The sequence below is a fragment of the Variovorax sp. SPNA7 genome, assembly GCF_033807855.1.
Lineage (GTDB): Bacteria > Pseudomonadota > Gammaproteobacteria > Burkholderiales > Burkholderiaceae_C > Variovorax > Variovorax beijingensis.
Genome location: NZ_CP138513.1, coordinates 5,421,324 through 5,441,335, shown reverse-complemented (window position 1 = coordinate 5,441,335; position 20,012 = coordinate 5,421,324). Strand labels below are relative to the sequence as shown.

Annotated in this window: 21 protein-coding genes; 15 read left to right on the top strand and 6 right to left on the bottom strand. The window is 69.4% G+C overall.

The genetic code is table 11. The annotated features are described in order from the left end of the window. The first annotated feature begins 4 nt into the window (after window positions 1-4). From RZE77_RS25490 to RZE77_RS25420, 15 genes are all read left to right on the top strand, one after another. Window positions 5-547: a hypothetical protein gene (locus tag RZE77_RS25490; RefSeq protein ID WP_319439810.1), complete on the top strand. Its 543-nt coding sequence runs from the start codon at window positions 5-7 to the stop codon at window positions 545-547. Next, window positions 544-1,794: an MFS transporter gene (locus RZE77_RS25485; RefSeq protein ID WP_319439809.1), complete on the top strand. Its 1,251-nt coding sequence runs from the start codon at window positions 544-546 to the stop codon at window positions 1,792-1,794. The genes RZE77_RS25490 and RZE77_RS25485 overlap by 4 nt, the downstream gene beginning before the upstream one ends. Beyond that, window positions 1,791-2,246, top strand: coding sequence for a PTS sugar transporter subunit IIA (locus RZE77_RS25480; RefSeq protein WP_124958947.1), 456 nt, complete (start codon window positions 1,791-1,793; stop codon window positions 2,244-2,246). The genes RZE77_RS25485 and RZE77_RS25480 overlap by 4 nt, the downstream gene beginning before the upstream one ends. Further along, window positions 2,215-2,484, top strand: a complete 270-nt coding sequence (locus RZE77_RS25475) for an HPr family phosphocarrier protein (RefSeq protein WP_015867655.1) — start codon at window positions 2,215-2,217, stop codon at window positions 2,482-2,484. The genes RZE77_RS25480 and RZE77_RS25475 overlap by 32 nt, the downstream gene beginning before the upstream one ends. Window positions 2,485-2,588: 104 nt before the next feature. After that, window positions 2,589-4,385 carry a phosphoenolpyruvate--protein phosphotransferase gene (gene ptsP, locus RZE77_RS25470; RefSeq protein WP_319439808.1) on the top strand — a complete coding sequence of 599 codons (1,797 nt, stop codon included), beginning with the start codon at window positions 2,589-2,591 and terminating at the stop codon, window positions 4,383-4,385. Between the two features lie 136 nt (window positions 4,386-4,521). Further along, window positions 4,522-4,893, top strand: a complete 372-nt coding sequence (locus RZE77_RS25465; RefSeq protein ID WP_319439807.1) for a DUF4148 domain-containing protein — start codon at window positions 4,522-4,524, stop codon at window positions 4,891-4,893. 45 nt (window positions 4,894-4,938) lie between these two features. After that, window positions 4,939-5,406, top strand: a complete 468-nt coding sequence (locus RZE77_RS25460; protein WP_319439806.1) for a Spy/CpxP family protein refolding chaperone — start codon at window positions 4,939-4,941, stop codon at window positions 5,404-5,406. Between the two features lie 94 nt (window positions 5,407-5,500). Beyond that, a complete protein-coding gene (locus RZE77_RS25455) occupies window positions 5,501-5,893 on the top strand; it encodes a DUF4260 domain-containing protein (RefSeq protein ID WP_319439805.1) in 393 nt (130 codons plus the stop codon). A 100-nt stretch (window positions 5,894-5,993) separates the two neighbouring features. Next, entirely contained in the window at window positions 5,994-6,692 is a 699-nt protein-coding gene (locus RZE77_RS25450) for a response regulator transcription factor (RefSeq protein ID WP_319439804.1), read from the top strand. After that, the gene (locus tag RZE77_RS25445; RefSeq protein WP_319439803.1) at window positions 6,689-8,086 is read left to right on the top strand and encodes a HAMP domain-containing sensor histidine kinase; all 1,398 of its coding nucleotides are present in this window, start codon (window positions 6,689-6,691) and stop codon (window positions 8,084-8,086) included. Before RZE77_RS25450 ends, RZE77_RS25445 begins: the two co-directional genes overlap by 4 nt. Before the next feature lie 101 nt (window positions 8,087-8,187). Then, window positions 8,188-9,231 carry an NADP-dependent oxidoreductase gene (locus RZE77_RS25440; protein ID WP_319439802.1) on the top strand — a complete coding sequence of 348 codons (1,044 nt, stop codon included), beginning with the start codon at window positions 8,188-8,190 and terminating at the stop codon, window positions 9,229-9,231. 170 nt (window positions 9,232-9,401) lie between these two features. Then, entirely contained in the window at window positions 9,402-9,956 is a 555-nt protein-coding gene (locus tag RZE77_RS25435; RefSeq protein ID WP_319439801.1) for a fimbrial protein, read from the top strand. A 163-nt stretch (window positions 9,957-10,119) separates the two neighbouring features. Then, window positions 10,120-10,914, top strand: a complete 795-nt coding sequence (locus RZE77_RS25430; RefSeq protein WP_319439800.1) for a fimbrial biogenesis chaperone — start codon at window positions 10,120-10,122, stop codon at window positions 10,912-10,914. Window positions 10,915-10,933: 19 nt separating this feature from the next. Further along, window positions 10,934-13,585: a fimbria/pilus outer membrane usher protein gene (locus RZE77_RS25425; protein WP_319439799.1), complete on the top strand. Its 2,652-nt coding sequence runs from the start codon at window positions 10,934-10,936 to the stop codon at window positions 13,583-13,585. Further along, entirely contained in the window at window positions 13,582-14,592 is a 1,011-nt protein-coding gene (locus tag RZE77_RS25420; protein ID WP_319439798.1) for a fimbrial protein, read from the top strand. Before RZE77_RS25425 ends, RZE77_RS25420 begins: the two co-directional genes overlap by 4 nt. Window positions 14,593-14,618: 26 nt before the next feature. Here the strand turns inward: RZE77_RS25420 and RZE77_RS25415 are convergent, their stop codons facing one another. The 6 genes from RZE77_RS25415 to RZE77_RS25390 all read right to left on the bottom strand — a co-directional run bounded on the left by RZE77_RS25415 (window position 14,619) and on the right by RZE77_RS25390 (window position 19,888). Beyond that, window positions 14,619-14,942, bottom strand: a complete 324-nt coding sequence (locus RZE77_RS25415; protein WP_319439797.1) for a hypothetical protein — start codon at window positions 14,940-14,942, stop codon at window positions 14,619-14,621. Window positions 14,943-15,015: 73 nt separating this feature from the next. Further along, window positions 15,016-15,867, bottom strand: a complete 852-nt coding sequence (locus RZE77_RS25410) for a DMT family transporter (protein WP_319439796.1) — start codon at window positions 15,865-15,867, stop codon at window positions 15,016-15,018. Between the two features lie 71 nt (window positions 15,868-15,938). Then, entirely contained in the window at window positions 15,939-16,652 is a 714-nt protein-coding gene (locus tag RZE77_RS25405; RefSeq protein WP_319439795.1) for a helix-turn-helix transcriptional regulator, read from the bottom strand. 41 nt (window positions 16,653-16,693) lie between these two features. Then, window positions 16,694-17,839, bottom strand: a complete 1,146-nt coding sequence (locus RZE77_RS25400; RefSeq protein ID WP_319439794.1) for an SLC13 family permease — start codon at window positions 17,837-17,839, stop codon at window positions 16,694-16,696. Then, entirely contained in the window at window positions 17,836-19,086 is a 1,251-nt protein-coding gene (locus tag RZE77_RS25395; RefSeq protein WP_319439793.1) for an MFS transporter, read from the bottom strand. Before RZE77_RS25395 ends, RZE77_RS25400 begins: the two co-directional genes overlap by 4 nt. A 19-nt stretch (window positions 19,087-19,105) precedes the next feature. Then, window positions 19,106-19,888 carry a hypothetical protein gene (locus RZE77_RS25390; protein ID WP_319439792.1) on the bottom strand — a complete coding sequence of 261 codons (783 nt, stop codon included), beginning with the start codon at window positions 19,886-19,888 and terminating at the stop codon, window positions 19,106-19,108. Between the last annotated feature and the right edge of the window lie 124 nt (window positions 19,889-20,012).

Below are 20,012 nucleotides of genomic sequence, written 5' to 3'. Positions count from 1 at the left end.
TCCGATGCCATCGTCCGACTCCCGTTTCCGGCCCGCGCTGGCCGCAGCCACCGCGCTCGCGCTTGCCGCCTGCAGCCCAACCTTCAACTGGCGCGAGGTGCCGGTTGCCGATGACGGCCTGATCGTCCTGCTGCCCTGCAAGCCGGACCGCGCGAATCGCGCCTTGCCGCTTGGCGTCGAGTCGGTGCAGGTCGACATGGCGGGCTGCGAGACCGGCGGTGCGACCTTCGCCGTGGCCCATGCATCCGCCGAGAGCCCGGCGCAGGCCGAGGCCTGGCTCAGGGCATGGCGCGCTGCCACCCGCAGCCAGCTGGGCGAGGCGCAGATGACCGAAGCCCCCGCTGCACTGAAACGCGCGATCGCCGCGCCCGCGCCGGTGCGGCTCGATGCGCAGCCGCCGCAAAAGGGCGCCGTGCCGGTCCAGGTGCTCTGGTTTGCCCAGTCGAAGAAGAACGGCGGTGTTTCGCTCTACCAGGCCACCGTGCTCGGCCGCCCTTCTGCGCCCGATGCGGCCAATACCTTCTTCGAGGGCCTGCGCCTCCCATGAGCGCCGGCCTGCTTGCCGGACGGCGGCGCATCGCCACCGTCTTCCTGGCCTTTGCCTTCGCCTATTTCCTCTCGACGCTGGTGCGCGCCATCACCGCCACGCTGTCGCCCGCGCTCACCGTTGAATTCGGACTCGAATCACGCGACCTTGGATTGCTCGCGGGCGGCTATTTCCTGGGTTTCGCGTTCACGCAGCTGCCCATGGGCACCTGGCTCGACCGCCATGGGCCCAAGCGCGTGATCGTCTGCTTCCTGTCTGCCGCGGTGGCCGGCTGCCTGCTGTTTTCGGTGGCCACGCATTTCTGGCTGCTGCTGGCGGCGCGCGTGCTCACCGGCGTCGGCGTGAGCGCCTGCCTGATGGCGCCGCTCACCGGCTACCGGCGCTGGCTGACGCCGCCCATGCAGTTGCGCAGCAACTCGTGGATGCTGATGGTGGGCTCCTTCGGCCTGGTCGGCGCGACCCTGCCGGTGCAGTGGCTCATGCCCTATCTCGGCTGGCGGCCGCTGTTCTGGCTGCTGGCGGCCGGCGTGCTCGTGTCGATGGCGTTGATCGCATGGGCCGCGCCGGCATGGCACGACGACACCGCTGTGCGGGAAAAGAACCAGGAAGAGGGCAGCAGCTACGCGGCCGTATGGGGCGATCCGTTCTTCCGCAAGCTCGCGCCGATCGGTTTCTTCAACTACGGCGGCTTCGTCGCGATGCAGACGCTCTGGGTCGTGCCATGGCTCACGCGCGTGGCGGGCTACACGCCCCAGGAGGCCGCCGGCGCGCTGTTCTGGATCAGCATCGCGCTGCTCGCGACCTACGGGCTCTGGGGCATGGTCAATCCGCGGCTTGCGCACCGCGGCATTCCCGCCGCCCGGCTGCTGGCTTGGGGCATGCCGCTCGGGATGCTCGCGCTTGCTCTGGTTTTGATAGCTGGCCCCGCGGCGGGGACGGTGGCCTGGGTGGCCTTCCTGTGCGTTTCCACCGTCGTCACGCTGGCCCAGCCCGCCGTGGCCCTGGCCTTGCCGACGGCGCTCGCGGGTCGCGCGCTGTCGGCCTACAACCTGGTGGTCTTTGCAGGCGTATTTGTCGTGCAGTGGGGCATCGGGCTGCTGATCGACCTGTTCGCCAGCGCCGGGCTCGACCAGGTGGCGTCGTTCCGTGCGGCGCTGTCCGTTTTCCTCGCCTGCTGCGTTATGTCGTATGTCTACTTCCTCTGGGCGCCCCCGCATAATCGGTGCGTAGTCCCCCGACCCGCATGAACAGCATCCTCATCATCGCCCACTCACCGTTCGCGCAGGCGCTGCGGCGGTGCGCGCTGCATGTGTTCCCCGATTGCGAACAGGCCATCGTCGCACTCGACGTGCTGCCCAACGTGTCGCCCGAAGAAACGCTGGCGGCGGCCCGCATCACGCTCGCGCAGCAGCTCAATGCGCCGCGCTCGCAGGTGCTGGTGCTGGCCGACGTGTTCGGCGCGACGCCCTGCAACGTGGCGCAGAAGCTGGTGGACGGCGTCCGCTCGCGGCTGGTGGCGGGTGTCAACCTGCCGATGCTGCTGCGCGCGGTGACCTACCGCCACGAGCCGCTCGAGACGCTGGTGCAGCGCGCCATCGCGGGCGGCACCGCGGGAGTCATGCAGGTGGCGGTGGCGGCACCCCAGAATCAGGCGAAGAGAAAGCACAGTGATCAAGAAATCCGTGACCATCAGCAATAAGCTGGGCCTCCATGCGCGCGCATCGGCCAAGCTCACCAAGATCGCAGGCAGCTTTCCTTGCGAGGTGTGGCTCTCGCGCGGCGACCGCCGCATCAATGCCAAGAGCATCATGGGCGTCATGATGCTGGCCGCCGGGCTCGGCTCGACCGTTGAACTCGAGACCAACGGCCCGCAGGAGGAAGAGGCGATGGACGCCCTCGTTCAATTAATGAACGACAAGTTCGGCGAAGGCGAATGAATGTGGCCCCCACGCTCCCGCACTGCGTGTCGTCGCTGCCCCCCGAGGGGGCTCGGCCGCCTTGGGGCGGCCCGGCGGCGGCCGGTGATCTTCGGTAGGCTCCCATGACCTTCGCAGTCCACGGCCTCCCTGTTGCCCGTGGCATTGCCATTGGCCGCGCGGTACTGGTGGTGTCGAGCCGCATCGACGTGGCCCACTATTTCATCAAGCCCGAAGAAATAGAAACCGAGATCGACCGGGTGCGCATGGCCCGCAACGCGGTGGCCGACGAGCTTGCCAAGCTGCAGGCCAGCGTCGCGCTGATGGGCCCCAACGATGCGCCGCACGAGCTTGCGGCGCTGCTCGAAGTGCACCAGATGCTGCTGCAGGACGAGGCGCTCACCGGCGGCGTGAAGCACTGGATCACCGACCGGCTCTACAACGCCGAATGGGCGCTGACCACGCAGCTCGAAATCATCGCGCGCCAGTTCGACGAGATGGAGGACGAGTACCTGCGCGAGCGCAAGGCCGACCTCGAGCAGGTGGTCGAGCGGCTGCTGCACCGCATGAAGGGCACGGCCGCGGTGCTGGCACCGAGCCCGCCGCGCCGCAAGCGCCCCGCGGCCGAGGAGGACGACGACCCCACCGCCGGCGACGGCATCGACGCGCCGCTGGTGCTGATCGCGCATGACCTGTCGCCGGCCGACATGCTCCAGTTCAAGAAGAGCGTGTTCGCCGGCTTCGTGACCGACGTGGGCGGGCGCACCTCGCACACCGCCATCGTGGCGCGCAGCATGGACATTCCGGCCGTGGTGGGCGCGCGCACCGCGAGCCAGCTGGTGCGCCAGGACGACTGGGTGATCATCGACGGCGATGCCGGCGTGGTGATCGTCGATCCCTCGCCGATCATCCTGGCCGAGTACGGCTTCAAGCAGCGCCAGGGCGACCTCGAACGCGGCCGGCTCGCGCGCCTGCGCCACAAGCCCGCGGTGACGCTCGACGGCCAGCGCGTCGAGCTGCTCGCCAACATCGAGATGCCCGAGGACACCGCCGGCGCCGTCAAGGCCGGCGCGGTGGGCGTGGGGCTGTTCCGCAGCGAGTTCCTCTTCATGGGCCGCGAGTCGCAGCACCAGACCCGCCTGCCCGACGAGGAAGAGCAATACCAGGCCTACAAGCGCGCGGTCGAAGGCATGCAGGGCATGCCGGTCACCATCCGCACCATCGACGTGGGCGCCGACAAGCCGCTCGACGGCAAGGCAGTCAGCAAGCAGGAGCACCTGAATCCCGCGCTCGGCCTGCGCGCCATACGGTGGAGCCTGGCCGATCCGGCGATGTTCCTCACGCAGTTGCGCGCCATCCTGCGCGCGGCGGCGCACGGCGAGATCCACCTGCTGATCCCCATGCTCGCGCATGTCAGCGAGATCCGCCAGACGCTGTCGCTGATCGACTTCGCGCGCTCGGAACTCGACAGCCGCGGCGCCGTGTACGGCAAGGTGAAGCTCGGCGCGATGATCGAGATTCCCGCCGCTGCGCTCACGCTCAAGACCTTCCTGAAGTACTTCGACTTCCTGTCGATCGGCACCAACGACCTGATCCAGTACACGCTGGCCATCGACCGGGCCGACGAGGCCGTGGCCCACCTCTACGACCCAGCCCATCCCGCAGTGCTCAGGCTGGTGGCCGACACCATTGCCGAATGCCGCCGCCAGGGCAAGAGCGTGGCCGTGTGCGGCGAAATGGCAGGCGACGTGGCCTTCACGCGCCTCTTGCTCGGCCTGGGACTGCGCAGCTTCTCGATGCATCCGTCGCGCATCCTCGCCGTCAAGCAGGAGGTGCTGCGCGCCGACACCACCAAGCTCGAGGAATGGGCCAGGGGCGTGCTCGAGTCGGACGATCCGGCGTCGGTCCTCGCCGGAAATTAGTTCTTCCTATTTCAATTCGCTCAAAGGCAGGGCGGAACCGAAATAAAACGAAACACGCCGAAACTGCGGCGAAAGGACTTGCCGCACCGCGGCAAGCACCATCAGGTCTCCTCTTCAACTACAGAAAGGCCTGACCATGAAATCCCTCTCCCTGACCCAAGTCGTTGCCATCGGCTCCTTCGCGCTGCTCGCTGCAGCCGGCGCCAAGGCTGAATCCTACGAAGGCGTCCAGCCGCTCACCTCGGCCAAGAGCCGCGCCGAAGTCAACGCCGAGGCCATTCGCGAGGCTTCCGCACCGGACCAGAACGTCGTGCGCGGTTCGCGCGGCGCCGAGACGATGGCCGTTTCCAGGGACCGCGCGGGCGTCGTCTTCGAAGCCATGCGCACCGCCGCCGCACCCGACCAGAACGTGACCTCGGGTTCGCGCGTGAACAGCAAGGTCGTCTCGACCATGCAGAACCCCGTCGATGCACGCGCCGCAGCCGCCGGCAACAGCAACAGGCTCTAAGACACATCACGCCCGCAGGGCACCCCTGGGGCCGCAAGGAACATCATGAAACACTGGATCAAACGCACTCTCTTCGGTTTTGCCGGACTTGCGGTGGTGGCGGGCAGCATTGCCGGCTGCGCCGGCCATCGGCACGGCTGGGGCAGCGGCGACTCCGCCGAGTTCCGCACCAAGATGGTCGAGCGCGTCGGCAGCAAGCTGGAACTCGACACAGCGCAGAAGCAGAAGCTCACCGTGCTGGCCGAGAAGCTGCAGGCGCAGCGCGAAGCCATGCGTGGTGCGAGCGGTGCAGGCGATCCGCGTTCGCAGTTCAAGGCGCTGTTCGCGGGCAACAAGCTCGACCAGGCGGCCGCCACGCGGCTCGTCGACGAGAAGACCACGGCCGTGCGCAACGGCAGCCCCGAGATCATCGCGGCCGCCGCCGATTTCTTCGACAGCCTGAACGCCGAGCAGCAGCAGAAGGTGCGTGACTTCATGGACCGCGGCGGACGCCGCTGGCGCCGTCATGGCTAGGCTTGGCTCACCCCCGGGCTTCGCGCACTTCGTGTCGCTTCGCCAACCTGCTGCAAGGGGGCGACACCTGTGGCCCGGCGAAGCCGGTTCCACGGTGTCTCGCGAACAGGCCGCGGCGGGCGGCGTGCGCTCGCTGCTGCGCGTGGAAGGGGCGGTGGTGCTGGCCGCATCGCTGGCCGCCTACGCGCAGTTCGGTGCCGGCTGGGGCGTGTTCGCGCTCTGGCTGCTGGTACCCGATCTCGCGATGCTGGGCTACCTCGCCGGGCCGCGCATCGGCGCCGCCTTCTACAACGCCACGCATTCGTACCTCGGTGCCGTGGCGCTGCTGGCGATCGGCGCGCTCGCGGCCATCCCGTGGGCCGTGGCCGGCGGCCTGATCTGGTGCGCCCACATCGGCCTCGATCGCGCGCTCGGCTGGGGCCTCAAGTACGGCGCGGGCTTCGGCTCGACGCACCTGGGCCGCATCGGGCGGGCCGATCCGTGGTGAAGGCCGCGCAATGGCGCGCCTTGCAGCGAGCGGAAACGGCGGTGCAATGCCTGCAGGCCTGATCGTCAGCCAATTGTTCGCCAGGAGGCACAATCCCGCCATGCCGCGCATCCTGCTGATCGACGACGACGAACATCTCGCCGCGCCGCTGACCACCTACTTCGCCCGCTTCGGCTACACGCTGGAGAGCGCGGTGCGCCCGAGCGAAGGGCTCGCCAAGCTGCGCGCGGGCCCCTACGACGCGGCGATCCTCGACGTGATGCTGCCCGAGATGGACGGCTTTGCGCTGTGCCGCGAGATCCGCAAGGAGAGCGACATTCCCATCGTGATGCTCACCGCGCGCGGCGAAGTGATGGACCGCGTGGTCGGCCTCGAGCTGGGTGCCGACGACTACGTGCCCAAGCCCTTCGAGCCGCGCGAGCTGGTGGCGCGCGTGCAGACCATCCTGCGCCGCCAGCGCAGCACGCCGGCGGCAGCCAACGGCAACGGCACCCAGCACCGCGTGTTCGACGGGCTGTCGATCGACCTCGACCGGCGCCAGGTGCTGCGCCAAGGCGAGCGCGTCGAGCTCACCGGCACCGAGTTCGAACTGCTCGCGCTGCTGGCGGCCGAGCCCGGCAAGGTGTTCAGCCGCGACGACATCCTGAACCGCCTGCGCGGCCACGAGGCCGAGCTCTACACCCGGGCGGTCGACATCGTGGTGAGCCGCCTGCGCAAGAAGCTCGAGCCGCTGGACTGCATCAAGACGCTGCGCAATGCCGGTTATGCGCTGGCCGTCGCGCGCAGCGAGGCCGCATGAGGCCCAGGCGGCGGGGTTTGCGCGAGGCGCTGCACGGGATCGCATCGCGCCGCGCGGAACTGCACAGGCAATGGCACGCGCAGTGGCACGAGAAGGTGCAGGGCAAGCGCCGCTGGCGCCGCTCGCTGCGCATCCGGCTGGTCATGATGTTCGTGATGCTGGCACTGGTGATGGCGGCGGTGTTCATGGGCGGCATGAAGAAGTCCTTTTCCACCGGCTGGGCCGAGGCCGCCAAGCCGATGCTGGTCGACTATGCCGACCGGCTCGTCGCCGAGATCGGCACGCCGCCCGACGTGGCGCGCGCGCAGGCGCTGGTCGCCCGGCTGCCGATCACGATCCGCATCATCGGCCCCAAGGTCAACTGGGACTCCAACCCCGGCGGCAGCAACGGCCGCGGCGGCTGGATGCACGACCGCGACGAGAAGCCGTGGAGCGACAAATGGTTCATCCGCCCCACGGCCGATGGCCACCACGTCATCTTCGGCTGGTCGCCCAGGCTCTGGCAGCTCGCGCCGCGCGTCGTCGGCTGGGCCACGCTCTGCGCGCTGCTGCTGCTCGTGGTGCTGGGCTATGCCTATGTCAGCCGGCTGCTGCGGCCGCTGATCGACATCCGCGAAGGCGCGCAGCGCTTCGGCCGCGGCGAGTTCACGCAGCCGATTCCGATCCGCCGCAACGACGACCTGGGTGACCTTGCCGAGCACATCAACACCATGGCCGACGACATCCAGGCCATGCTCGATGCCAAGCGCGGGCTGCTGCTGGCGTTGAGCCACGAGCTGCGCTCGCCGCTCACGCGGGCCCGGCTCAATGCCGAGCTGCTGCCGGTCACACCCGAAAGCCAGGCCGAGCGCGAGGCGCTGCTGCGCGACTTGAACGAAATGCGCGACCTGATCAGCGACCTGCTCGAGAGCGAACGGCTCGCGAGCCCGCACGTGGCGCTGCAGCGCGAACCGGTCGACCTGGCGGCGCTGGTGCGCGAAGTCGCGGCCGAGATGCCGGGCGCCCAGCAGGTGCACCTGGACCTGGCCGAGGGACTGCCGCCGCACGCCGTCGACCGCATGCGCATCCGCCTGCTGGTGCGCAACCTGCTGGACAACGCCTTGCGCTACAGCACCGATGCGCCCCGCCCGCCCTGCGTGTCGCTGCGCGCCGTGGTCGACGGGCCGGCGCAGGGCGTGGAGATCGAGGTCCGCGACCACGGCCCCGGTGTCGACGAGGCCCAGCTCGAACGCCTGACCGAGGCCTTCTACCGCACCGACAGCGCGCGCGCGCGCGCCACCGGCGGCGTCGGGCTCGGGATGTACCTTTGCCGGCTGATCGCCGAAGCGCACGGCGGCAGCCTGGCGGTGCGCAACGCGAATCCGGGCCTGCGGATCGTCGTTCGGCTGGCCTGAGCGGCTATCGGCAGCGCGCGGTGCTGTCGCCTGCGCTACGGCCAACAGCGCCGCGCGCCGCTAGCATGGCGCCGCAACAACGACCTCCAAGGAGACCCCCCATGGCCGAAGCACCCGTCAATCACCAGGTCAGGCTCGCCAAGCGGCCCGAGGGCGCGGCAACCCGCGAACACTGGCAGTTCACCACTGAGCCGGTCGGCGAGCCTGCCGAGGGTGGCGTGCTGGTCAAGACCCTCTCGCTCTCGCTCGACCCCGCCATGCGCGGCTGGCTCAACGACGCCAAGAGCTACATCGCGCCAGTGGAAATCGGCGCCGTGATGCGCGCGGGCGGCATCGGCCGCGTCATCGCGTCGAAGAACCCGGACTTCGCGGTCGGCGACACGGTCTACGGCACGCTGGGCGTGCAGGAATACATGCTCGTGCCCCAGGAGGAGATCAAGCGCAACGGGCTCGCCAAGATCGACCTGCGCGCCGGCACCATCCATCAGTGGCTCAACGTGCTCGGCATGCCGGGCATGACCGGCTACTTCGGACTGATGGACGTGGGCCAGCCCAAGGCGGGCGAAACCGTGGTCATCTCCGGTGCCGCGGGTGCCGTGGGGCAGACCGTCGGGCAGCTCGCCAAGATCAAGGGCTGCCGCGTGGTCGGAATCGCCGGCGGCCAGGCCAAGTGCGACTGGGTGGTGAAGGAGCTGGGCTTCGACGCCTGCATCGACTACAAGGCCGGCGCGGGTGCTGTGCGCGACGGCCTCAAGGCGCACTGCCCCAAGGGCGTGGACATCTACTTCGACAACGTCGGCGGCGAGATCCTCGACGCGGTGCTTGCGCGGCTCGCGCGCAAGGCCCGCGTGATCATCTGCGGCGCCATCAGCCAGTACAACAACGCCAACAGCATGCCCGCGGCCGGCCCGAGGAACTACCTGAGCCTGCTGGTGAACCGCGCGCGCATGGAAGGCATTGTGGTGTTCGACTACGCGGACCGCTTCCCCATTGCCGTGGCCGAGCTGGCCGGCTACCTCAAGGACGGCCGCATGAAGAGCAAGGAAGACGTGGTCGTGGGGCTCGACACCTTCCCCGAGGCGCTGAACCGGCTATTCAGCGGCGAGAACTTCGGCAAGCTGGTGCTGCAGGTGGCGGAGGCTTAGTTCGGCCTGCTGACTGCCTTGTCCGTGACCTAAGTCTCGAAGATCCGGGTAGGGAGTGTTAACTATCGTCAACTGACGACAGACGGTGTTCTTTTGCATCTTTGTGTGAATAAGCTGCGCCCTGCCTTGCACAAGCGGGCGCAGTCACATCAATCCCAGGGAACGCAAAAATGCAAAAGACCGTATTCGTCAAGTTCGCAGCGCTGGCCGTCGCCGGCGCGCTGTCGCAAGCCGCCTTCGCCGCCGACGGCACCATCAATTTCACCGGTGAAATCGTCGATGCGCCTTGCTCGATCTCGCCCAACAGCCAGAACCTGACGGTGCCGCTCGGCAAGGTGACGCGCAACGCGTTCGGTGGCACCGCCGGCACCGCGGTCATTGGCACGAAGGCCACGCCCGCCAGGTTCACCATCGACCTGCTCGGCTGCGGCGCGACCGCCAAGGGTGCGACCGTGACCTTCTCCGGCACGGCCGACCTCGATAACGCCACCACCCTGCGCCTGGCCAATGCCGGCCAGGTGGGCGTGGGCTCCGCTTCGGGCGTGGCCATCGAACTCGGCGATTCCGCCGGCACCAAGATCGCCCTGGGTTCGCCGTCGGCCGACTACGTTCTGGGCCTCGGCGACAACTCGCTGAAGTTCCAGGCAGCCTACGTGGCAACCAAGACGGCCGTGACGGTCGGCCCGGCCAACGCGGTCGCGCAGTTCACGGTGGCCTACAAGTAAGCCGCCGGCGGCCGCCGTGCCGCTTATGCCCGCGCTGCGCCGGGACTCCAGGATCCGGCCGGCGTAGGCAAATCCCATTTTTCTTTTTTTCCTCGGCGACTCGATGCGCCGCGGTGCCGGGCTGCGCGCGCCATGCGTCCGCCCGCCAAGGATTTCTCTTCCTATGTGCAGCAACAATCGCCTTCGGTGGGCTTTCGCCATCCTGCTGATGCTGGGCCTCCAGTGGCCCGCGGCTGCGGGCGTGATGCTCGGCGGCACGCGCGTGATCCTCGGCGAAAAGGACCGCGAAGCCTCCATTCCGGTGAAGAACACCGGCACCTCGCCCTACGTGGTCCAAGCCTGGATCGATGCTGGCGAAGGCAGGAACAAGACGCCGCTGATCGTCACGCCGCCGCTGTCGCGGCTCGATCCCGGCATGGAAAACATCCTGCGCATCATGCGCGTGGGTGGCGAATTGCCGGCCGACCGCGAGTCGGTGTTCTGGCTCAACGTCAAGGAGATTCCGGAGAAGTCGAAGGAAGAGAACGTGCTGCAGATCGCGGTGCGCAGCCGCATCAAGCTGTTCTACCGCCCCGCGAAGCTCGCCGGCAAGCCCGAGGAATCGCGCGCGCAGCTCAAGTGGGCCGTCAGCGCCGGCGCGCAGGGCCACGGCGCCGTGCTCAAGGTCGGCAATCCCACGGCCTACCACGTGACCTTCACCGCGTTGAACATCAACAGCGGCCAGCAGCTGATCAATGCCGACATGGTGCCGCCCTTCGGCGAGATGGCCTATCCGCTGAGCGCGGTCAAGGCGCCGCAGGCGATCCAGGTCGACTTCACCACGCTCAACGACTACGGCGGCGAGACGCCCGAAGAGCGGGTGCAGGTGCCGCCGGGTGCAGAGCCCGTGGCCGTGAAGGCCGAACTGGTGCCTCCGCCTGCGCCTTCTGCGCCGTCTGCCGACGCGGTGAAGCGCTGAGACCCAAGGCCACATCGCCATGCGCCGTTCGTCACCTGCTCGTTGTGCGCCGTTCCGGCTGGCCCTGTGCGCAGCCCTGCTGGGCGCGCTCGGCATGCCAGGCCATGCGCAGCAGCAGCTGGCCGGCTCCAGCTTCAACGAGGAATTCCTCGGCATCGGCGGCGACCAGCCGCATGCCGATCTTTCGCTCTTCTCCTTCGGCAACCGCGTGCTCGCGGGCAAGTACATGGTCGACGTGTCGATCAACGAGCGCGGCGCGGGGCAGACCGAAATCCGCTTCGCCGCGAAAGACGGCAAGCACGATGCCGAGCCCTGCCTCACGCGCGGCATGCTCGATGCGTGGGGTGTCAACGTGGCCGTGTTTCCCGAGCTCGCGGGTGCCGCGGACGAGGCCTGCATCGACCTGCTCAAGGTCATTCCTGACGCGGCCGTGAGCTACGACGCGGGCAAGCAGCGCCTGTTCGTCAGCATCCCGCAAGCGGCGCTCAAGCGCTCGGCGCGCGGCGCGGTCGGCCCCGAGAAATGGGACCGGGGCATCACCGCCAGCATGCTGGATTACCAGCTCAATTTCGCGCGCTACAGCGGCAACAACTACCGCAACGACGCGAGCCCCTTCGCCTTGCCGCAGAACGTGTTCGACGGCAACCCCTTCGTCGACCGCAACAAGACCCTGCAGCGCAACACCCTGTTTGCGGGCCTGCGCGCCGGCTTCAACCATGGCGACTGGCGCTTTCGCCACTTCTCGACCTACAACCGCGGCATCGACGGCAAGAGCCGCTGGCAGGGCATCAGCACCTATGCGCAGCGCGACCTGGCCTCGATCAACGGGCGGCTGCTCATCGGCGACGGCAACACGCCGGGCAACTTCTTCGACAGCCTGCCGTTCCGCGGCGTGCAGCTCTCGTCCGACGACGCGATGCTGCCCGACAGCCAGCAGGGCTACGCGCCCACCATCCGCGGCGTGGCGCAGACCAACGCGCGCGTCACGGTGCGCCAGAACGGCTATGTGGTCTACAGCACCTTCGTGGCGCCGGGGCCGTTCGTCATCGACGACCTGTATCCCACCGCCTCGAGCGGCGACCTCGAAGTGACCATTGCCGAGGCCGACGGCCGCCAGACCAAATACACGCAGGCCTTCTCCGCCGTGCCCACGCTGCTGCGCGAAGGCACCTGGCGCTATTCGGCCACCGTCGGCAGGTACCGCAGCGGCTATGACAGCGGCAGCGTGCTCGGCATGCGGTCTTCGCTCTCGCAGCCGGCCTTCATGCAGGCCACGCTCGCGCGCGGGCTGGGCAACGAGTTCTCGCTCTACGGCGGCCTGCTGGTGGCGAACATGTACCAGTCGCTGCTCGCGGGCGTGGGCAAGAACCTGCGCGACTTCGGCGCCGTGTCGGTCGACCTGTCGAGCGCGCGCACCACCGGCCGTGCGCCGGTCCACGGCCAGAAGACCTACGACGGCCAGTCGGTGCGCTTCCTCTATTCGAAGTCGTTCCTCGCCTCGGGCACCAATTTCCGCGTGGCCGGCTACCGCTACTCGACCAGCGGCTACCGCACCTTCCAGGAGGCGGTGCAGATGCAGGACCTGCGGTCTTTCGAGTCGTTCCACAGCCGCCGCAACGAGGTGCGCTTCGAGCTTTCTCAGCAGATCGGTGACTGGGGCAGCGTGTTCGCCTCCGCCCGCCAGCAGAGCTACTGGGGCACCAGCGCCAAGGACCGGCTGGTGCAGGTGGGCTACTCGGGCAACTACAAGCAGTTCGGCTACAGCGCCTTCTACAACCACACCACCAGCCTGAACCGCGCGCCGGTGCGCCAGGTGATGTTCACGCTGAGCATTCCGCTCGGCGACACCCGCGCCAGCGCGCAGTACGCCCTCACCCGTGACAGCACCGGCCGCGTCAACCAGCAGGCCAGCGTCTACGGTTCGGCCTTCGACGACAGCCGCCTCAGCTACAACGTGACGGCCGGCGGCGCCAACCAGGGCGGCGGCAGCAGCGGCAGCGCGAGCGCGAGCTACCTGTCGCCCGTGGGCCGCTTCGATGCCGGCCATTCGCAGGGCCGCGGCTACGGCCAGAGCACCTTCGGCGTGTCGGGCGGCGTGCTGGTCCACGGCGGCGGCGTCACGCTGTCGCAGCCGCTCGGCGAGACCATCGGACTGGTGCAGGCGCCCAATGCCGGGGGCGTGGGTCTCGAATCGCAGCCCGGCGTGGCGACCGATGGCGCGGGGAACGCGGTCATCCCCAATCTCACGCCCTACCGACTGAACCGCCTGGCCATCCGCACCGCCGACCTCGGCGACACGGTGGAAGTGAAGAACGCCGCCACCGAGGTGGTGCCCACGCGCGGCGCCGTGGTGGTCGCGAAGTTCGAGACCTCGGTGGGCTTCCGCCTGCTGATGGTGCTGACCGACGCCAAGGGCCGCCCGCTGCCGCTGGGTTCCAAGATCGAGAACGAGGCGGGACAGGAGGTCGGCATCGTCGGCCCTGATGGCCAGGCCTTCGTGACCGGCGCGGGCAACAGTGGACAGCTGACCGTGCGATGGGGCCTGGACAAGGCCGACCAGTGCGTGGTGCCCTACAGCCTGCCCGACGAAAAGAACCCGCCGCCGATCCGCGAGCTCAACGGCCAATGCGCCGTGGCCGAGCCGGGCGCGACGAAGAAGGAGGTGGAATGAACCGCAGCAAACGATCGGGTGCGACGAAGTTCCTGCGCTGCTGCGTGCCGGTTCTTGCGCTGCTGGCCGGTGCGCAGGGGGCGTGGGCGGCATGCGTGCGCTATCCGGGCACTGCAGCGAAGCGCGTCAACATGGACGTGGGCACGGTGGTCGTTCCCAACGATCTGCCTGTCGGCGCCGTCATCGCGAGAAAGTCATTTGCCATTCCAACCAGAGATACGTCGGAATACATATTCGACTGCACCACAGGCGGCGGCACGCTCATCGGCGAGATGCTGCAAGGAACACCGATGCCGAGCGATCCAACGATCTACTCGACGGCGGTACCGGGTGTCGGCATCCGCTTGTCGCGAGTGATCGATGCATATCTGACGGTGAACTACCCGCACCGGCTTTCGCGCGGACCCGCCTACATCTACTTTGCGGCGGGCACACAGTTTCAGGTCGAGTTGATCAAAACGGCGGCGGTCACCGGAAACGGGCCACTGGCCTCGGGGGTCTATACCCGGTACTACGGCGATGGTGACGGCGTGTCGATGCTGACCACCGTGCTCTCCGGCAACGGCATCACCATCGTCACACCCTCGTGCTCGGTGGACCTGGGCTCGCGGAACATCTCGGTGCAGTTCGGCAGGGTGCCCCAGAGCAACTTCAAGGGCAGGGGCACCACCACCGGCGACCGCAGCTTCAGCATCAAGCTCAACTGCAAGGCCGGGCAGAACGCGCAGAACACCGTCTACCTGCGCATGGACGCGACGCCGGACCCGTCGAACGAGCAGGGCGTGCTCAAGATCACCCAGGGCGGAGCCAGCACGGCCACCGGTGTGGGCATCCAGGTGATCGACCGGCAGAGTCTCCCCGTCAAGTTCGGCAGCGATGCGCTGGTCGGCCCCTCGAAGGACGGCGACTACGTGTTGCCCTACACGGCGCGCTACTTCCAGACCGGCGCTACCGTAACGCCCGGCCGCGCCGACGGCACGGCCACCTTCACGCTCGATTACAAGTAACCGGCGCGGGGCGCCCGCCGTTCAGTTCACTCGTCGGTCGGCCGCATCGGGATGTCGCCCATCGCGTCGTCCTCGCGCAGGCTGCGCGCGGCCTTCAGCAGTTCGATCGACAGGCCGCCGCCCTGGCCCGCGAAACCCTTCGCGACGCCTTCGAGCGCTGTCGCGAGGCCGCTCTCGCCGTCGGCGCGCGCATCCATGCTGATGTTGAGCACCCGGGCCGCCATCTGGCGGTAGGTGATGGCGCCTGCGCCCTCGAGTGCGGCCACCAGGTCGAGGTACAGCGCCAGGTTCAGGTCGAACACCAGCTTGGGCGTGATCTCGAAATCTTCGTTCTTGTTCTTGTTTTCCATGAGTGGGGGCTCCTTTATTCCTGAGCCTCCACTCTAGCCATAAAAACGCGCGCTTCCGTCGGACGAACGCCATTCAGCGTGCGCGCGTGCCCATGACGGCTGCCGAGATGATGAGCAGGGCCGCCAGCGCGATGGTCCAGGTCAGCGGTCGGCCGGTCACGAGCAGCAGCAGCGCCGTCGAGCCCAGGGGGGTGAGATAGCTCAGGATGCCGATGCGCCGCGGGTCGCCGCGCTTGAGCGCCATGTCCCACACGAAGAAGGCCGCGCCGAGCGGACCGAGGCCGCACAGCACGAGCAGCAGCCAGTCCTTGCCGGACAGCGCGGCCGGTGCTTCGAGCAGCGCATGGCAGGCCAGCGAGAGCACGCCCGAGACCAGCCCGAACAGGCCGATGGCCGAGGTCGGAAAGGCTTCCACACGCTTCGTCCACAGCGAATAGCTGGCCCAGATGAAGGCCGAGCCCAGCGCCGGCAGGAAGCCCCAGTAGCCTTGGATCGCGCTGGCGCCAGCGCCGCTGCCGCCGCGCGTGCCGAGGATCGCGACCGCCGCGCCCGCAAAGCCCAGCAGCGCCGCCGCCAGGTGCAGCGGCCGCAGCGACAGGCCCGGCAGCAGCACCGGCGCGAGCACCACCATGAAGAGCGGCCACAGGTAGTTGACCAGGTTGGCCTCGACCGGCGGCGCATGCCGCAGCGCGATGAACAGCAGGAAGTGAAAGCCGAACAGGCCGTAGACGCCCAGTGCCAGCGTGCGCGGCGGCACGCGCCAGGCCGCGCGGTTCCGCAGCACCAGCGGCCAGCTCGGCAGGCTGCCGATGATCAGCGCGAGCCCGGTCAGAAGGAAGGGCGGCAGGTGCGCGAGGGCGGTGCCGAGCGAGGCGAGCGTGGCCCAGAGCGCGATCGCGAACAAGGCAAGGAAGGTGGGCGACATGGAGAGCGAGGCTAACCCGGCCGGCCGTCGCGCAGCGCCGGTGCGTCGTCGCGCAACGACGGTGTTGCCGGTCAGCAGCGATCGCGCCGGCGCAGCGCGGCGGTGAGCGCCGAGGGCGAGCGGTAGCCGGTGCGGCGCGCGGTTTCGGCGACGCCCATGCCCTCGAGCCGCAGTTCGCGCGCATGCGCCAGTCGGAGGCCGCGCAGCCAGTGCATCGCGCTCACGCCCTGTTCCTCGCGGCAGCGCTGCGCGAGCTGGCTGGGGCTCAGGCAGGCCACTTCGGCCAGGTCGGCGACCGTGAGCGGCTCGTGCCACCGCGCCCGGGCCCAGGCCGCGAGCGCCGGCCAGTCGATGCGGCGGCGGCGCGTGTGCGGCATCGAAGAAGAAGACGCGGGGCTCCAGGCTTCGAGCAGCAGCGCGGGACCGTGCTGCAGTGCGAGCGCGAACTGCTGCGGCTGCGTCGTGCAGTGCGCGAGATAGCGCGCCAGCGCGTGCAGCTGAAGCGGGTCGGCCGGCGCGCGCTCGGCACATCGGGCCCAGGGCGCATGCGCGGTGTCGAGCACGAGGCAGCTGCTGCCGTCGCTGCCGCGCGCTTCGAAGTCGTGCCGGTCGCCCGGTGCGACCACCTGCGCCTGGCCGGCGCCGATGCCGCCGCCACGGCCTTCGACCTCGATCTCCAGAACGCCCTCGAGGCCGACCAGCACCTGGAAGTGGTCGTGCGCATGGCTGCCGCGCGAAGTGCCGTAGCGGCGCAGCGAAAGGATGGGCGGGGCGGGCTGGTGCATGGATGAGTCGGGTGCCATTGTCCTGCGGCGCCCGCCGCCTGTCACCCGAGCCGCAGCAGCAGCGCCGAGGCCGCGCACACCAGCAGGAACGGAATGCTGATGCGATGGAACTCGCGCAGCCCGTGCGGCAGCCTGGCCAGGCGCAGCGCGATCAGGTTGGCCAGCGAACCCAGCACGCAGCCGAAGCCGCCCACGCTCACGCCGGCTGCGAGTGCCGGCAGGTCGCGCACATGGCCGTCGAGCAGGATCGCGGCCGGCACGTTGCTGATGAACTGCGAGGCGACGATGGCGGCGAGGTAGGCGCGCCATCCTTCGGTGATGGGCCAGTGGTTCAGCAGCGAGCCGATCGCCTGCAGCTCGGCCAGCTGGCGCAGGTCCACGAACATCAGCGCAATGATCGCGAGCAGCGCCCAGTCGATGCCCTTCAGCACGCGTGGATAGGTCAGCAGGAACACGGCGAACACCACGCCCAGGCCCGCCAGCAGCCCGTGCCGGTCGAGCGCCACCACGAAGCCGATGAACAGAACGCCCGCCAGGGCCAGGAGGCGCGGCTGCACCGGCGCGGCTTCGGTCTCTGGCTTGAGCGCGATGGGCGTGCGCGGCACCAGCAGCCAGGCCGCCGCGAAGAGCCAGAACAGCATCACGGCGACGGTCGGCAGCATCATGCCCATGAAGCCGACGAAGCTCTCGCCCGAGCGGTGCCAGAGGTAGAGGTTCTGCGGATTGCCGATGGGCGTGAGCGCGGAGCCCGCATTGACCGCCAGCGCCTCGAGCACCACCAGCCGCGCGAGCGGCAGGTGCGCCTGGCTGGCGAGCACGCGCGTGAGCGGCACCAGCAGGAACAGGCTCACGTCGTTGGTCACCAGCGCGGAAAGCAGCGCCGCGCTGGCGGTCAGCAGCAGCGCCAGGCTGCGCTGGCTGTGCGTGCGCGCGAGCAGGCGCTGCGCGGCGGCCTGCAGCATGCCGCTTTTCTCGACCCCCTGCGTGATCGCGAGCAGCCCGGCCAGCGCGCCCACGGTCTGCCAGTCGACCAGCCGGAGCCAGTCCATCGGCGCGCGCGGGCGCAGGAAGGCGAACAGGAGCGCGACGGCGGCCAGCAGCCACAGCAGGCCGTTGCCGCCGCCTTCATGCGGCGAAGGGGCGTCGGACGAGGAGGCGGGCAGGGCGGGCGCGGTGTCTTGGGTCATGGAGCGGCGGAGATCAATGCGGAAGCGGCCGGCGCGTCGGCGGGCGGATGCGCCTGACCGCGAGTTTCGGGCATGGCCAGCGCAAACAGTGCGAGCGCGGCTGCCGCAATGCCGGCCAGCACGGAAAAGGCTGTGCCGTAGCCGGCCGCGTGCGCCACCGCGCCTCCCAGCAGGTTGCTCAGCGCCGCGCCCAGCCCGACACAGGTCGCGCCGAGGCCGAGCGCAAAGTTGAAGTGGCCGCTGCCGCGCGTGAGGTCGCTGATCATCAGCGTGAGCATCACGCCGAAGATGCCGGCGCCGAGGCCGTCGAGCAGCTGCAGCGCCAGCAGCGCGGCGGGACTGTCGGCCAGCACATAGAGCAGCCCGCGCACCGGCAGCACCGCGAAGCCGACCAGGAAAATGGGCTTGCGCGGCAGCCGCGGCGCCCATCGGCCGACCGCCAGGCCGATCGGAATGGTGACCAGCTGCGTGACGATCACGCCCCAGGAAAGCCAGAGCGCCATCGACGTGCCGGCCTGCGCACCCACCTTCTGCGCCACCAGCGTGAGCATGGCGGCGTTGGCCAGGTGGAACAGGAAGGCGCAGGCCAGCAGCACGAAGAGCCGGCGGTCGTGCCAGCGCACCGGGCGCGCAGTTGGCGTGGCCTCCGCATCGGCCCCCCGCGCGAGTTGCGGGTCGATGTCGCGGCGCCGAATGCACAGGGCCGCGGCGATCGTCGGCAGCGCCATCGCAGCCGCAAAGAAGAACATCGCGTGCGGACCGAAGGCGTGGCCGATCCAGCCGGTGCCCAATGCCCACAGAACCGTGCCGGTCGCGGTGATCGCGGTATTGCGGCCGACGCGTGCATCGAAGCCCACGCGGCCGACCATGCCGAGGCTGGTGGCCGCGATCGCCGGCGCCACCAGCGCACCGGCCGCACCGATCAGCGACTGTCCCGCGAGGATCACCGCGTAGCCCGGCCGGTTCACCATGACGACCAGGCTCGCCGCGATCAGCGCGATTGCGCCCGCAATCCAGCGTGGCTTGTGGCGCACGCTGTCGATCAGCGCGCCGGCCGGCGCCTGCACCGCCAGCCCCACCAGGGCCGAGACGAACATCACGGTGCCGATGCGCTGCGGGTTCCAGGCCAGCGTGCCGGCCATGAAGACGACGAGGAACGGCCCGACGCCGCCCTGGATGTCGGGCGCGAGGAAGGCCAGTGCGTCGAGGGCGCGCAGGCTGCGGCGCGAAGCTGCGGGCTGGGTCATGGCGGACGTCGCGCAGCGCTCAGGAGGCCGGATAGGGCGCCGGCGGTGGCATCACCGGGACGGGCGGCATCGGACCGCGGCCGCGCGGGCCCCGGGGGCCGCCGACTGGCGGTGCGGGCTCCAGCCCCGGACCACCCGAGACTTCGCGCACGGTGCCGGCGCTTCGGCCCAGGCTCGTCGCTTCCAGCACCGTGCCCTGGGCGCTGCGCGTTCCCCAGCCGCGCGCATGCAGCGGCGCACCGGGCCGCAGCTGGGCGTCGTACACCGCGGCAATGTGCGGCGGGAAGCGCACGATGGTCCTGTCGTCGAGCACCACGCCGTGGATGTCGCCGCGGTCGGTGTAGAGCAGGCGCTCGACGCGGCCGCCGGCCGTCATGGCGGTGAGCGCGCCCGGCTCGCGCAGCGGCGGCGGGGCCATGCCGGGCGCCGGCGGCGGCTGGTCGGTCACGCTGCGGCCGTTGGCGACGAGCGCCAATGCGCGCACCACCGGCACGTTCGGCGCGCGCCAGCCGCTGACCTGCACCGTATCGCCCGGCTGGAGCATCTGCATCACGGCGGCCGACAGGTGCGGCGCGAAGGCGACCTGGGTGCCGTTCGAAAGCAGCAGGCCGTCGGCCTCGCCGTTCGGATTGAGCAGCCATTGCTGCACGCGGCCGGTGACGATGGTGGTGCCGGCGTCGGGCGCGGCGGCGATGAGCGGGTGGGGCGCGGGGCCGCCGGGCGGCGGCGGTGGCAGTTGCGCGAAGGCGGCGCTGCCGGCCCACAGGCAGGCGGTGGCGATGAGGGGAATGCGAGCTGTCATGGGTGGGTCCCTGGTGTGGATGGATGCCCATGCACGTCTCACACAACGTGCCAACCCCGAAAGCCTTTGAAATCAAGGACTTGCGCGCGGCGGCCAGCCACCGGCCGGATGATCCGGGGACAGC

Coding starts and splice junctions, on each gene's coding strand:
- RZE77_RS25465 (WP_319439807.1), top strand. CDS start 4,522: ATGAAATCCCTCTCCCTGACCCAAGTCGTTGCCATCGGCTCCTTCGCG.
- RZE77_RS25460 (WP_319439806.1), top strand. CDS start 4,939: ATGAAACACTGGATCAAACGCACTCTCTTCGGTTTTGCCGGACTTGCG.
- RZE77_RS25415 (WP_319439797.1), bottom strand. CDS start 14,942: ATGGAAAACAAGAACAAGAACGAAGATTTCGAGATCACGCCCAAGCTG.
- RZE77_RS25490 (WP_319439810.1), top strand. CDS start 5: ATGCCATCGTCCGACTCCCGTTTCCGGCCCGCGCTGGCCGCAGCCACC.
- RZE77_RS25390 (WP_319439792.1), bottom strand. CDS start 19,888: ATGACAGCTCGCATTCCCCTCATCGCCACCGCCTGCCTGTGGGCCGGC.
- RZE77_RS25440 (WP_319439802.1), top strand. CDS start 8,188: ATGGCCGAAGCACCCGTCAATCACCAGGTCAGGCTCGCCAAGCGGCCC.
- RZE77_RS25400 (WP_319439794.1), bottom strand. CDS start 17,839: ATGACCCAAGACACCGCGCCCGCCCTGCCCGCCTCCTCGTCCGACGCC.
- RZE77_RS25405 (WP_319439795.1), bottom strand. CDS start 16,652: ATGCACCAGCCCGCCCCGCCCATCCTTTCGCTGCGCCGCTACGGCACT.
- RZE77_RS25485 (WP_319439809.1), top strand. CDS start 544: ATGAGCGCCGGCCTGCTTGCCGGACGGCGGCGCATCGCCACCGTCTTC.
- RZE77_RS25395 (WP_319439793.1), bottom strand. CDS start 19,086: ATGACCCAGCCCGCAGCTTCGCGCCGCAGCCTGCGCGCCCTCGACGCA.
- RZE77_RS25450 (WP_319439804.1), top strand. CDS start 5,994: ATGCCGCGCATCCTGCTGATCGACGACGACGAACATCTCGCCGCGCCG.
- RZE77_RS25435 (WP_319439801.1), top strand. CDS start 9,402: ATGCAAAAGACCGTATTCGTCAAGTTCGCAGCGCTGGCCGTCGCCGGC.
- RZE77_RS25445 (WP_319439803.1), top strand. CDS start 6,689: ATGAGGCCCAGGCGGCGGGGTTTGCGCGAGGCGCTGCACGGGATCGCA.
- RZE77_RS25425 (WP_319439799.1), top strand. CDS start 10,934: ATGCGCCGTTCGTCACCTGCTCGTTGTGCGCCGTTCCGGCTGGCCCTG.
- RZE77_RS25420 (WP_319439798.1), top strand. CDS start 13,582: ATGAACCGCAGCAAACGATCGGGTGCGACGAAGTTCCTGCGCTGCTGC.
- ptsP (WP_319439808.1), top strand. CDS start 2,589: ATGACCTTCGCAGTCCACGGCCTCCCTGTTGCCCGTGGCATTGCCATT.
- RZE77_RS25480 (WP_124958947.1), top strand. CDS start 1,791: ATGAACAGCATCCTCATCATCGCCCACTCACCGTTCGCGCAGGCGCTG.
- RZE77_RS25430 (WP_319439800.1), top strand. CDS start 10,120: ATGTGCAGCAACAATCGCCTTCGGTGGGCTTTCGCCATCCTGCTGATG.
- RZE77_RS25410 (WP_319439796.1), bottom strand. CDS start 15,867: ATGTCGCCCACCTTCCTTGCCTTGTTCGCGATCGCGCTCTGGGCCACG.